The 13009-nt window shown below is 48.4% G+C and carries 11 protein-coding genes; 9 read left to right on the forward strand and 2 right to left on the reverse strand.

The annotated features are described in order from the left end of the window. Nucleotides 1-227: 227 nt before the first annotated feature. Nucleotides 228-758 (reverse strand): hypothetical protein, encoded by a 531-nt coding sequence (locus tag AB4Z33_RS17190; RefSeq protein WP_442051081.1) that lies wholly within the window; start codon nucleotides 756-758, stop codon nucleotides 228-230. A gap of 122 nt (nucleotides 759-880) precedes the next feature. Beyond that, a complete protein-coding gene (locus AB4Z33_RS17195) occupies nucleotides 881-1912 on the reverse strand; it encodes a LacI family DNA-binding transcriptional regulator (protein ID WP_442051082.1) in 1032 nt (343 codons plus the stop codon). Nucleotides 1913-2309: 397 nt separating this feature from the next. Here AB4Z33_RS17195 and cysD point away from each other — a divergent pair, with 397 nt between their 5' ends. The 9 genes from cysD to AB4Z33_RS17240 all read left to right on the forward strand — a co-directional run bounded on the left by cysD (nucleotide 2310) and on the right by AB4Z33_RS17240 (nucleotide 12958). After that, the gene (gene cysD, locus AB4Z33_RS17200) at nucleotides 2310-3206 is read left to right on the forward strand and encodes a sulfate adenylyltransferase subunit CysD (RefSeq protein WP_337102044.1); all 897 of its coding nucleotides are present in this window, start codon (nucleotides 2310-2312) and stop codon (nucleotides 3204-3206) included. After that, nucleotides 3206-4810, forward strand: a complete 1605-nt coding sequence (locus tag AB4Z33_RS17205; RefSeq protein WP_442051083.1) for a sulfate adenylyltransferase subunit 1 — start codon at nucleotides 3206-3208, stop codon at nucleotides 4808-4810. The genes cysD and AB4Z33_RS17205 overlap by 1 nt, the downstream gene beginning before the upstream one ends. Nucleotides 4811-4963: 153 nt before the next feature. Then, nucleotides 4964-6220 carry a carbohydrate-binding domain-containing protein gene (locus tag AB4Z33_RS17210; RefSeq protein WP_442051084.1) on the forward strand — a complete coding sequence of 419 codons (1257 nt, stop codon included), beginning with the start codon at nucleotides 4964-4966 and terminating at the stop codon, nucleotides 6218-6220. A 104-nt stretch (nucleotides 6221-6324) separates the two neighbouring features. Further along, nucleotides 6325-6891 carry an SF0329 family protein gene (locus tag AB4Z33_RS17215; RefSeq protein WP_442051085.1) on the forward strand — a complete coding sequence of 189 codons (567 nt, stop codon included), beginning with the start codon at nucleotides 6325-6327 and terminating at the stop codon, nucleotides 6889-6891. 170 nt (nucleotides 6892-7061) lie between these two features. Continuing rightward, nucleotides 7062-8225, forward strand: coding sequence for a DUF4317 domain-containing protein (locus AB4Z33_RS17220; protein WP_442051086.1), 1164 nt, complete (start codon nucleotides 7062-7064; stop codon nucleotides 8223-8225). A gap of 32 nt (nucleotides 8226-8257) precedes the next feature. Continuing rightward, entirely contained in the window at nucleotides 8258-8818 is a 561-nt protein-coding gene (locus tag AB4Z33_RS17225) for a DUF4256 domain-containing protein (RefSeq protein WP_442051087.1), read from the forward strand. A gap of 439 nt (nucleotides 8819-9257) precedes the next feature. After that, entirely contained in the window at nucleotides 9258-11051 is a 1794-nt protein-coding gene (locus AB4Z33_RS17230) for an extracellular solute-binding protein (RefSeq protein ID WP_442051088.1), read from the forward strand. A 107-nt stretch (nucleotides 11052-11158) separates the two neighbouring features. Further along, nucleotides 11159-12055, forward strand: coding sequence for an ABC transporter permease (locus AB4Z33_RS17235; RefSeq protein WP_442051089.1), 897 nt, complete (start codon nucleotides 11159-11161; stop codon nucleotides 12053-12055). A 24-nt stretch (nucleotides 12056-12079) separates the two neighbouring features. Next, nucleotides 12080-12958: a carbohydrate ABC transporter permease gene (locus AB4Z33_RS17240; protein ID WP_442051090.1), complete on the forward strand. Its 879-nt coding sequence runs from the start codon at nucleotides 12080-12082 to the stop codon at nucleotides 12956-12958. Nucleotides 12959-13009: the final 51 nt, after the last annotated feature.

Here is a 13009-nt window from a genome sequence, read left to right on the forward strand (position 1 = left end):
ATTAAGGTAGGCAATGAAACTTTTGTTTCCTGTTCAAACAAACAATTATCGCCAACAAAGAAACGAGTTATAAAAAATTCGATTGGTGGAAACTCAGGTTCATGCTTTATAAGCTTCAACATTTGTCACCTCATTTTTAAAAGCAATTACTTCGAAAACGGCGACTGGCCGCCTCATTATTCTTTGTACTAAGATTCTCCGATAGTTCAATTCCTTGCTGTATAAATTCAGATTCCAAAATGAAGAATCAGTTGGTTATTACCTGAAGCTTTGACAGCTAAGTCAATTAAAACTTCTAATTCATTCTGCATTGTATCTCGCTTCAACCAATTTCTTGTTTGTTCCCAGTAATCATCATCATTCTCTTCTTCTTTCCAAACAGTTTCTCCTCTGAAACTAAATGTATCAGGTGCTTCTTCGATTAGTTTAAGCCATTTATCTAATATCTTTATTAGCTTCTCTGCTCCCTGCTTGTTAATAACGGTTACCCCATAGTAGTTTAAGCCTCTTTGACTTTCTTTTGTTTCAGGATCAAATGAAGGCAACCAGTTCAAAAAGTCCTTCACGGATTGAATAATTTCATATGATACTACAGACTTCTCAATCCATGTATGACGATTAGCTCGGTACCATTCATATGTTTCATTCAAATCAAAATCGCCGCTAAGTAGAAAAAATTCGTGGGTTAAGCTCATGGAAATCACCTGGGTTTGCCCGTGTAAAATTATTGGTCTTACAGAAACTATTTTACCACACATTGGAACTAAACTGCCCGTTAGCGTAATCAGCGGATGCCAGTCTTAAACTTTCTTTTCTTCGGATTCCAAGAACGCAAAAACTCCCGTCTCGATTCGATTAATCGGGGCGGGAGTTTTGTTTATTAAGAAGTAATCGATATCTTTGCGACGCTTTCCCGAACGATCAGCTTGTTCGGCAACAACACTTTGGCAGGCAGCTTATGACGCTTATTCATCCGATCGATTAGGAGCTGCACTGCCCAGTTCCCCATCTCGACAATGGGCATTCCGACAGTCGTCAGCATCGGAGATACGTAACCGGACAGCTCGATATTGTCCATGCTAATAATCGACAGCTGCTCAGGCACCTTGATCTTTGCCTCGGTAAATCGTCGCAACGCGGCAATTGCCGCAATGTCCGTTGCACAGAATACGGCAGTTGGAAGCGGGGAGGCTTTCGCCAAAAGCTCCTCGGCACCTTGATAGCCGCCAGGGCCGTTCTGCGGGCAGTTGCTCACCAAAGTTTCCGAGAATTCCAGTCCGTATTTGTGAAGGGTATCGCGGTAGGCTTCATACCTTACCTCGTTTAACGTCTCCCCAATATAACCGATTCGTTTGTGTCCGTTAGCAATCAGGTGCATAATCGCAATTTGCGTAGCTTCATATCCGTCGCATATGACCTGATCACAGTTGGCAGCAATGACGTTTCGCCCTACATAGACCAGGTTTTTGTAGTGCTTCTCGAGAAAGTTCATGCTGTCGTTGCTGAAGCGGCCCAATATGATTGCGCCGTCCGTATGGGAGGATTCGATCTGATCAAGCAGTGCATCGGTCTCGATATCGAAGAGAGAATAGGAATGACGAACGGCATAACCCAAATCCAGCGCTTGCTGTTCGATGGCGCGAGACATCTGCGCAAAGAATGGATCATCTTCCAATTGTCTCGTACGACCCAATATGCACGAGATGGAAGGAGGGGACGACTTGCGGGAAGAACGTTTGCCAAGCTTGAGTTCTCTGGCATTCTGGTCCGGTATATAGCCGATTTCTTTCGCAACCATCCATACTCTGTCGCGCACTTCTTTAGTGGCAAAGCTATTGTCAGGGGAATTCAAAATGCGCGATACGGTTGAGATAGATACACCTGCCATAGCTGCTATTTGCTTTAAAGTCACCCGGCATCCCCCTTTTATTATTATTTGACCACATCAGAATGTTTAAGTGCTTTACAGCGATAAAGCGTAAAGTAGATCATTCAGATTGGCGATAAAAACTTCCGCTTAAACGCGGTCGCTCATCCTTGAGATACTCCGATAGGAGTTTTTCTCATTATGATAGCTCGTTTTTGCGCAAAATAAAAGCGGGTTTGCGTAAAACGAACGCAAATCTTAACGGATTACTCAAGTGAAACGTTTGCGTAATGAGTGCTGGTTTTCCAAATCGAAAAAACATATAATAATATGAAAATTGTGCTGATTTTTTTTTGCGTGGATAGGTTGAGGAGACGATCCCGACCACATCGATTTATCGTGGTCAGCAGCGATTCAAATTGGCATTATAGGAGTGATACACATGTCGCTGACACACTTGGATAAGCTTGAGGCTGAGGCGATCTACATTTTTCGGGAGGTTGCCGCTGAATGTGAACGCCCGGTTATGCTTTATTCGGTAGGTAAAGATTCGTCGGTCATGCTTCATCTGGCGATGAAGGCCTTTTACCCCGAAAAGCCGCCATTTCCGCTGCTTCAAATCGATACTAGCTGGAAATTTCGCGAAATGATTGAGTTCCGTGATCGCAGAGCGCAGGAGCTCGGCGTCGAACTGATTGTTCATCGCAACGAAGCCGCTATTGCAGAGGGCATCAATCCGTTTGATCACGGATCGGCATATACGGACATTATGAAAACACAGGCGCTCAAAGAGGCGTTGACGAAGTATCAGTTTACCGCCGCTTTCGGCGGAGGACGACGCGATGAGGAGAAGTCTCGTGCTAAGGAGCGTATCTTCTCGTTCCGTAACGAGCAGCATACTTGGGATCCGAAGAACCAACGTCCGGAAATGTGGAAGCTTTATAATACCCGCATCAATAAGGGAGAAAGCATGCGCGTATTCCCAATCTCCAACTGGACGGAGAAGGACATATGGCAGTATATCCAACGCGAGAATATAGAGATTGTTCCGCTTTATTTGGCAGCTGAGCGCCCGGTTGTCTATCGTGACGGCAATATCATCATGGTGGATGATGATCGCATGCGGATGCTACCGGGAGAAACTCCCGAGATGAAGATGGTGCGTTTCCGTACATTAGGCTGTTACCCTCTTACAGGCGGGGTTGAGTCGGAAGCTGATACGCTGGATGAGGTTATCGCAGAGACGTTATCGGCAACGACTTCCGAACGAACAAGCCGCGTCATTGACAAGGAAGCTGCAGGCAGCATGGAGCGGCGCAAACGGGAGGGGTACTTCTAATGAGTCATACGGAAAGCAGTCTTCTGAAATTTATTACTTGCGGCAGCGTGGACGACGGAAAGTCAACGCTTATCGGCCATATTCTATACGACTCCAAAATGCTATACGCCGATCAGGAGCAGGCTCTTATGCTGGACAGTCAGGTTGGCAGCCGTAACGGAGCTATCGACTATTCCCTGTTGCTTGACGGTCTGATGGCTGAGCGCGAACAAGGCATTACGATTGACGTTGCTTACCGCTACTTCAATACCGAAAGGCGCAGCTTTATCGTTGCCGATACGCCGGGGCATGAGGAATACACCCGCAATATGGCCGTTGGTGCGGCATTTGCCGATCTAGCCGTTATTTTGCTGGACGCCAAGCAGGGCGTTCTGGTGCAAACTCGTCGCCACGCTCGTATATGCGCGCTGATGGGGATTAAGCATTTTATATTCGCGGTTAACAAAATCGATCTTGTAGGCTACGATAAGCAACGTTTCCTGGACATTACCGAGGATATTCAGCAGCTTCGCAAGGAGCTTCGATTGGATAATGCCGTTATCATTCCTGTCTCGGCAACAGAAGGCGACAATGTAACGCAGCGTTCTGCCAATATGGAATGGTATGACGGTCCGACATTGCTGGAGCATCTGGAAACGGTGGATATTTCTACGGATATCACGGAGAGCGGCTTCTACATGCCTGTTCAGCGAGTAAGCCGTCCGGATCATAGCTTCCGCGGCTTCCAAGGACAGATCGAAGCAGGCAAGGTTGCCGTTGGCGAGACGCTGACTATTCTGCCAAGCGGCGAGACGGCAGTCGTCAAGTCTCTTCACATCGGAGAGAAGAAGGTAGACAGCGCGATCTCCGGTCAGCCTGTGACGATTCAACTTGATCGTGAGGTCGACGTATCACGCGGCTGCGTGCTGTCCAAAGATGCAGGCTTGAAAACATCGACCGTCCTTTCGACGACGCTGCTGTGGATGGATGAACAACAGCTCGTTCCGGGCAAGGAATACTGGATCAAGCTGGGCACGAAGCTGTTGCCTGCCTTGGTGACGGAGCTGCACCACAAGGTGGACGTCAATAACGGCAACTTGCTTGCGGCTACTACAGCGGTCAAAAACGAGCTAGTGAGCTGCGATATTGTTGTCTCTGAACCGCTCGTTGTCGATGAGTTTCTGCTGCACAAAACGATGGGCGGACTTATTCTGATTGATCGTGTTACGCACGCTACGGCGGCATGCGGGGTTGTTATATCCGTAGGCAGCGAGAATCAGGATGGCGTGTTCTTGCAGGACGGGAATACCAAGCAGCAAGTCAATCTGTTCGACAGCTTCTGGTACGAGCCCGATGTGAACATGGTACTGCGTCAGAAACATCCAGCGGCTACGTATAACAAAGGGGATGCGTTGCCTCTGCAGAGCGATCAATGCGGATATCCTGCCGATTTTGATCTGCAGTCGGATGCAGGCTTTGCTCATATCCGCGGCGGCCTATTCACAGGCTTCGGCCCTCGCGAGCCGCAATTGCCTTTGCTTGATGTGAACGGACTGGAAGCAGGTACCGGGGCAACCGGAGGCTTTGGCAAATACCGCAATATTCTCGTACGAGATAAAGGTTAAGCATTTCGAGTAAGCTCGGCAAAAGAAAAGGTTCAAGCCCATGCGGCTTGAGCCTTTTTCGTTTTTATTTTTAAGGTTGGCTAAAGCTAGCTGTATTAAAGTTTAAATAGGACGAGAGGCGATAACATTATTTAAATAAAGGAGTGTTCATTCATGAAAACAAAAAAAACGAAGAAAATAAGCGCTATTACGTTGGCCCTATTGCTTAGCGTATCTGCCGTGGGATGCTCTAACGCACAAGATGTCAGTGTGGATGCAGCAGTTACTCAAACAGCAATTACTCAAGAAACAAGCACACCGAGTTCAAGCGCGACAACGTCATCAAGCGAAACGACAACAGCGGAAGCTTCCGTACAAGACACATCGGAATTGTTCAGCGAACGGGATTTGGAACAGTCGGCGGACCTTGCAGGCGCAACGCAGATTAAATTAGAGAACGATCAAGACGTGACGCTGAATACAGAAGGTGTCTATGTCTTAAGTGGTGAGGCAACCAATGTGACGGTGGTGGTTGAAGCAGCCGAGGATGCGAAAGTTCAAATCGTCCTTGACGGCGTCCGGATTACCAATGAAGATTCACCTGCCATTTACGTGAAAGAAGCGGATAAAGTCTTCGTTACATCCACGGACAGCGAGAGCTATATGGAGGTTACCGGAAGCTATGTGGCGGATGGAGATACGAATTTGGATGCCGTTATTTTCTCCAGAGCAGATCTGACCCTGAATGGAACCGGAAGCTTGGATATTGTATCGAACGACGGGAATGGGATCTCTTCCAAGGATGATCTGAAAATTACAGGAGGCGTTTACAACATTCAGTCCTCTGCGGATGCCTTAGAGGCCAATGATGCGATCCTTATCAACGATGGAACGCTTACGATCAATTCGGGCAAGGATGCCCTGCACAGCGAGAACGACGAGGATGCTGCTCTTGGATATATCATTATTAAAGGCGGCGACTTCAAGATCTCCGCTGGAGACGATGCCATCCAAGGTAACAGCTTTGTACAAATCGATGGCGGCACGATTAACATAGAGACCAGCGAAGAAGGTATCGAGTCGACGAGCATCAAGATTAATGACGGACAAATCACGTTGTATGCGAAGGATGACGGGATTAACGCCTCGCAAAAAGTCGATGGTCAAGTCGTTATTGAAGTCAATGGAGGCACTATTGATGTAAGTATGGGCAGCGGGGATACGGACGCCTTTGATTCGAACGGCGATCTCTATATTAACGGAGGCACCATAACGGTTGAAGCCTCGTCAGCTTTTGATGCGGATGGTACAGCTCAATTAAACGGCGGAGATGTTACGGTCAATGGAGAAAAAATCACTCAAATCACCCTATCGCAAGGAGGCGGTGGCCGAGGAGGTGCAGGGGGCGGTAGAGGAATGGGCCGCCAATAGGTTCGGAACGAGGTTCAAGCCCATGCGGCTTGAGCCTTTTTAGGTTATTATAGAGTATGACTGTCTCAACAGGCAGTTTATAATAGAGAACATAGGTGAATGACATGTCCTGGAGCAAATTGAAGCAGCAGCTGGAGAGCTTTCTCAGTCCGGCGTTAAACGGAAGGGTCGAATACCGAGCAACGGGCTACCGTTATTTGCCCGATAAAGCTGGACTTTGTTATATTGCGGCGGACAAGAAGAACGTGCTCAATATGATCGATAAAACGACCTTGATCCGTTGGTATGAGACGGAGCTGGACATTAAGAATGATGCTGGCATCTACATCCCGATCACTGACGAAGAAATCGAAGCCGTACGCAAAGGCGCGTCGGGAGTCATTCCGGAGGATCGGCTGCAAGTGATGGCTAGAAGCAGGAAAAAAGCAGAGCTAGCCAAGCAGCTGATGACGGCGCAAGCCTCATTAAGCAAATCGAACTTCGTCGTGACGGCGAATGCGTTTCTATCCACTTCGATCGAGGCGAGCATGGAGAGCAACGATATTTTATTGAATATTTTAGCCTTGGTCGACAGACGAGTCGGGAAGAAGCGGTTGTTGAACATAGCCGGCCAAATGAAGCTAAAGCATCCCGCTGTCCAGTATTTTTATGAGCTGCGGCTTAGTACGTAATGAACATTAATAACTTATTCAGTTATACGGGCAAGGCCATCTTACTAAAATATAAGAAGTATAAWATTYAWGTTTATACTRGGCTTATATTTCATCCGCGAAACGTTTGCTTGCGCCGCCCAAAGACGGCGACAGCCGTTTACGCTTGCATAGGAGCTGTCTGACGGAACATGATCAAGAAAGAGCTTGCGCATATTCGCAAACAATTCAAGCTGGATAATGATTTGCTTAACCTTTTCGAGATTCTTAACGTGTACATCATGAAAGAGAGCAACGAAATTTATCATTACGAGCGTCAGCCGTTCGCCATGTTGGACAGAGAGAAGCAAGAGCTATACATGAGCAATTTCAAAAAGCTGCTTACAGGTGAATTGGATCAGAAGCAATTCGAGTTAAAGTTCATGGATGAAGCGGTGGACCCTTCACAGGTGCTTCTCCATCAAGCGTTGGTGACCGGCGATTCGGAAGAATGGCATGATCTGATGATCCTGATGGTGGACAAAATGTTGGCGGATACGAAGTATGAACGGGATACGGTCGTTACTTTCGTCCGCGGACAATATTTTCGCCCGACCAAGGAAAGGAACGAAGAGGCCGAGGAGAGCGGAAAGGACGAGCTGTTCGTCAATCCGTTCATTCTGTGCAGCGTGAATTCTACGGAGCAACAGCGCAACACCCTTATGTTCGATTATGTCGAGAGGGAGTTCAAGTATAATGTCTTCGTAGATCCGATCATCAAATTGAATGCGCCGGAGCAAGGGTTTTTCTATCCTAGCGTGACGGACAACTATTCCGACGTGAATCGCATTATGTACTGCGCGGGTAAATCCAATGAACCGAATCCGCATTTTATCGAACAGGTCCTGAATGCCGAGAAGTCCGTGACGGCGCAGGAAGAGAGAGCTATTTTCGAGGAAATCGTGAAGGAAGTGGCAGGGGAGCAGCTCGATGCGGCAACGCTCGCTCATGTGTACGAGGAAATTCACCAGATCATCGAGAGTAGCGAAGAGGAAGAGCCCCCGAAACTGGATTATAAGGATGTAGCACATATGCTCACTGCAAGCGGCGTGGACAACGTGACGACGGAAAAGGTGGAATTGGCGTTCGAAACGGTTGTCGACGACAAAAATTATGAGCTCAAAGCGACCAGCGTCATACCGAAGTTTACTTCGAAATCGATTAAGATCGATACGAAGGTAGCTACGATTTCGGTCAGCCCGCAAGATTTAAAATATGTGAAACAGGTCAATTATAGAGGGAAACGATGCATCTTAATCGAGGTCGACGAAGATGCGGTTATTGAAGGATTTACGCTTACTACGGAGACGTTGTAGGGGAGCCATACAAATGATGAGGAGGAACTAACATGACAAACCGGGAGCTGTCGCCCGAACTAATTGAAGGGCTGCTCAAAACATTGAAAGGCCGATTCGAGAAAAACACGAACCGCCATGAGGACCTGTTATGGACCGATGTGCAGGCAAAGCTCGAGGCTAATCTTGAAAAACTGTGGTCGCTGGGTGAAATGGAAAAAACCGGCGGCGAACCGGACGTTGTTGGCCATGATAAGAAGACGGACGAATACATTTTCATTGATTGTTCAGCGGAAAGTCCGAAAGGCCGCAGAAGCATTTGTTATGACCGTGTTGCGCTGGATTCAAGAAAAGAGCATAAACCTGCCAATAGCGCTATGGATATGGCTGCCGACATGGGTATTGAGCTGTTAACGGAAGAACAATACCGGAAGCTGCAGGAATTCGGGAATTTTGATTTGAAAACATCGAGCTGGGTAATAACACCTGCTCCTATTAGAAAACTCGGAGGAGCCCTCTTTTGTGACCGCCGCTACGACACTGTCTTCGTGTACCACAATGGAGCAGAATCCTATTATGCTGCCAGAGGTTTTCGCGGGTTGCTAAGGGTTTGAAGATAATTCCAATCTATATTTGCTCAGAAGAACGACGCCCCTTCCAATCAATGGAAGGGGTTTTTGATTGGATATCCTACAATCAAAAAAACGAGGAACGAGAAGTTATCAGAGTTTGATTGGATTTTGTACAGTCAAATGGACGGAGAAAGTTTACTGAGGGCCGGGATGCCAGTTTTGGTTGTATAAATTCCACTCAAAAGTAAATTTACAGGCGATTGGGAGCGATTAGACTGTATGAAATACAGGCAAACGTAACGTCGGTAAATGGACGGAGAAAGTACTTGTTCACAATAGAAGGCTAGCGCTCATTCAGCGTTAACCATTTTTGTAATGTACGTTTTTCRTTATCACGTTAAAATTCGAATATATACGCAGTCCCGCTTAGTCCATATAATTTGAATCGTACCACTAAATGCGAAGGGAAAAGGGGAAAACGATGATTCGATATGCGAAGGTTGTAAAGCTATTAGCACTTTCGATTGCAATTGGACTATTACCGACATTAGCGGCATGCACGAGCGGCAACGGCAACAATAATAACACCGGAAACTCTACAGCCGCAACAAGCAGTCCAACAACAGACAATAGCAATAAAGAAGAGGCGACGGAAGCTTGGAAGCAGAAGTTCGATCCTCCGGTTACGATTACGACGGCCATCGTAGACGATGGCACCTCGAGGGGCAACGCGTTCAAGCCCGGCGAATCGATGGAGGACAACGCCAACACGCGTTGGATGAAGGAAAACATGGGGATCGACGTGAAATTCGATTTCATCGTGACCAAGCCGGAAGATTACGATACGAAGCTTCGCCTGCTGTTGTCCAGCGGAGGCAAGCTGCCTGACGCGTTCGCGGCAGGGAATGACCCGCTGCAAAACCTGCTGGCGGCGGATAAGCTGCTGCCTTTGGACGAAGCGATCGAGAAATACGCGCATCCCGAATATAAGAAAATGCTGGAGAAGTATGGCTACGCGCTCGGCGAAGTGAAGAAGGACGGCAAGATTTACGGTTTGCCTGCGTTCTTCATGGGCGACGAAGGCACGGTTATGTGGATTCGCAAAGACTGGCTGGATAATCTAGGACTTCAAGCGCCTACAACGCTGGACGAATTCGAGAACGTTCTGAAGCAGTTCACTGAAGGCGATCCGGATAAGAACGGCGAGAAGGACACAATCGGCTTGGCCGTGCCGCTCAAGGAAGGACCTTGGACGTGGATGGGCCAGACGGACGCGATCGTCTCCGCTCTTACGGATCAAATGATCAATACGTACGACGTGCGCTTGTTCTGGAACAAGGGCGATGACGGCAAGCTGAGCTACGGCGCGATTCATCCGGACGCCAAGCTGTATCTGCAGAAGATGAGCGATTGGATGAGCAAAGGCTACATGGACAAGGAAGCCGGCATCAAGGATCCGGCCAAAGCTTCCGAGCTCGCGGCAAGCGGCAAGGCCGGCATTATGTTCGGACCGTTCTGGATGGGCGACTGGCCGCTCGGCGACGCAACGAAGAACAACCCGCAGGCCGACTTCCAGCCGTATCCGCTCCCCGCTGGGCCGACTGGCTTGACGGGACGCGCGGAGAAGCCGCTGACGCAGGGCTTCACGGTGTTCAACAAAGATTTCAAGCACATCGATGCCTGGTTCGCCTACTTTAACAAAATTATTGCGAAGAAGCTGGAATTGGCGGACGACCCGTACTTCGATCCGCGCTGGAAGGACGGCTACCATGAAGGTTACGATTACGTGAAACTGGACGGCAAAGTCATCAAGGGCAACTACGAAGCGGCAGGCGTACCGGCGGACCAATGGCCGCTCAAGGACGGCGCCACGATCGACATCCGCTTCATGATGACGAATATTCTCGGCAACTTCACGAGCATTCCGAACTCCAACAGCGAAGCGGTCAAGAAGTTCCTGGCCGACCCGAACGCCGAAGCGGTAACGTCCATGGAATTCGACGTCAAGCAAATGAAGCCTAGACAGCTAGCGGCTGCGGGCGTTCGGATTAACCAAACCGTCTCCGAAGGCAAAAACTATTTTACCGGTCCGATGACGGCAACGATGAAGTCGAAGGGCGAATTGCTTAAGAAGCTCGCTACGGAAAGCTATCTGAAGATCATTTACGGCGACAAGCCGATCGAATATTTCGATGATTTCGTTAAGCAATGGCTGGATAACGGCGGCCAGAAAATTACGGACGAAGTCAATGAATGGTACGCGAAAAACCAGTAAACCATCACGGATGACAGTTGAAGAATCAATAAATGGAAGGGGAGGAGAGGGCAGCCTTGGCTCGCTCGCTCCTCCTCGATTTTTTTAGGGGAAAGGGAGGGTTCGTAATGGCGGCGTACTGGCGAAAAACTTGGCCATTTCATCTTTTATTGTTGCCGGCTTTGGCATTGGTCATCGTGTTTCAATATATTCCTTTGTTCGGGGCCGTTATTGCCTTCCAGGATTACGAGCCATGGCTAGGGATTAAAAATTCGCCATGGGTAGGCTTAGACCATTTCCGGTACCTGTTCACGTATCCAGACGGCAAGCAAATCATATGGAATACGTTAATTATTTCGGCGTTCAAGCTGGTCGTGAATTTGGTTATTCCGATTATTTTCGCTCTGCTGCTTAATGAAGTCGGCAAAATGTATTTCAAGAGAGCGGTGCAGACCTTCGTTTATTTGCCGCATTTCCTATCGTGGGTTATTCTAGGCGGCATTATGATCGATATTTTGTCGACGGAGGGCGGTATCGTCAATCGTCTCCTCAATTCATTCGGTATCGAGAGCATCTTCTTCTTGGGCAACGGCAACTGGTTCCGGTTCACGGTCGTGTTAAGCGACGTATGGAAGGAATTCGGATTTTCCGCGATTATTTTTCTCGCTACGCTGGTGGGAATCAATCCGGCTCTGTACGAAGCGGCCGAAATCGACGGGGCTACGCGCTGGCAGCAAGTGAGGCTGATCTCCGTTCCGCTGATGATGCCGATCGTGATCGTCGTCGCGACGTTGTCGCTCGGCAGGATTCTGGATGCGGGCTTCGATCAGATTCTTAATATTTACAATCCACTCGTCTATTCGCATGGCGATATCATCGATACGTTCGTCTATCGGGAAGGCTTGAACAACGGACAGTTCAGCTTCGGAACGGCAGTCGGCCTATTCAAGTCGGCGATCGGCTTCGTTCTGATCGTCATCAGCTACAGATTAGCTTTCAAATTAGCCAACTATCGGATATTTTAATATAAGCTTGAGGAGGCAGAGACGATGCGCTATCGCTCTAGAGGGTACACCGCTTTTACGATCTMGAACACGTTCTTTCTTAGTCTGCTGTCGCTGATTTGCATTCTACCTCTTCTTCACGTGCTTGCGATGTCTTTCAGCTCGCGGGCAGCCGCAACGGCGAATATCGTTAATTTCTGGCCCGTCGGCTTTACGATGGACGCTTACTTGAAGACGCTCAGCAACGCGATGTTCATCAAATCGTTGGGCTTCGGTCTCGAGCGGACGGTGTTAGGCACGGTGCTGTCGATGGCGGTCATCACGATGGCATCGTACAGCTTGTCGAAATCCATTCATAAGTTCCCCGGCCGTCAAATTTACATCTGGGTGTTCGTCTTCACGATGTTATTCTCGGGCGGGCTGATCCCTTCTTATGTGTTGGTAAGCAAGCTGCATTTGATCGACACGATCTGGTCGTTGGTTCTGCCTACGGCCGTCAGCGTATGGAATATGATTCTGATGCTCAATTTCTTCCGGACGATTCCGCAGGAGCTTGAGGAGGCGGCCCATATCGACGGTGCCGGCCATTTGAGAGTGCTATGGAGCGTTTATTTGCCCGTATCGATGCCGTCCATTGCGACGTTGTCCTTATTCACGATGGTGTTCCATTGGAATTCATGGTTCGACGGCATGATCTACATGTCCAATCCGGACGGGTATCCGCTTGCGACTTATTTGCACTCCATGATTGTTAGTGACAACCTGTCGAGGGTCGGTGTAACATTGGATAGTGTAGCGAACTTTTCTAACCGAACGGTCAAATCGGCGCAAATCTTTATCGGGGCGCTGCCGATTCTGCTCGTCTATCCGTTTCTCCAAAAGTATTTCGTCAAAGGCATCGTGCTTGGCTCGGTGAAATCCTAGGGCGAATGCATGAAACAATGAAAGCGTTATATTTCCAAGCGTAATCGACCC

Origin of the sequence: Paenibacillus sp. 2TAB19 (assembly GCF_052115185.1) — a bacterium.
Taxonomy (GTDB): Bacteria; Bacillota; Bacilli; order Paenibacillales; family Paenibacillaceae; genus Pristimantibacillus.

Coding starts and splice junctions, on each gene's coding strand:
- AB4Z33_RS17190 (WP_442051081.1), bottom strand. CDS start 758: ATGTGTGGTAAAATAGTTTCTGTAAGACCAATAATTTTACACGGGCAA.
- cysD (WP_337102044.1), top strand. CDS start 2,310: ATGTCGCTGACACACTTGGATAAGCTTGAGGCTGAGGCGATCTACATT.
- AB4Z33_RS17205 (WP_442051083.1), top strand. CDS start 3,206: ATGAGTCATACGGAAAGCAGTCTTCTGAAATTTATTACTTGCGGCAGC.
- AB4Z33_RS17210 (WP_442051084.1), top strand. CDS start 4,964: ATGAAAACAAAAAAAACGAAGAAAATAAGCGCTATTACGTTGGCCCTA.
- AB4Z33_RS17215 (WP_442051085.1), top strand. CDS start 6,325: ATGTCCTGGAGCAAATTGAAGCAGCAGCTGGAGAGCTTTCTCAGTCCG.
- AB4Z33_RS17220 (WP_442051086.1), top strand. CDS start 7,062: ATGATCAAGAAAGAGCTTGCGCATATTCGCAAACAATTCAAGCTGGAT.
- AB4Z33_RS17225 (WP_442051087.1), top strand. CDS start 8,258: ATGACAAACCGGGAGCTGTCGCCCGAACTAATTGAAGGGCTGCTCAAA.
- AB4Z33_RS17230 (WP_442051088.1), top strand. CDS start 9,258: ATGATTCGATATGCGAAGGTTGTAAAGCTATTAGCACTTTCGATTGCA.
- AB4Z33_RS17235 (WP_442051089.1), top strand. CDS start 11,159: ATGGCGGCGTACTGGCGAAAAACTTGGCCATTTCATCTTTTATTGTTG.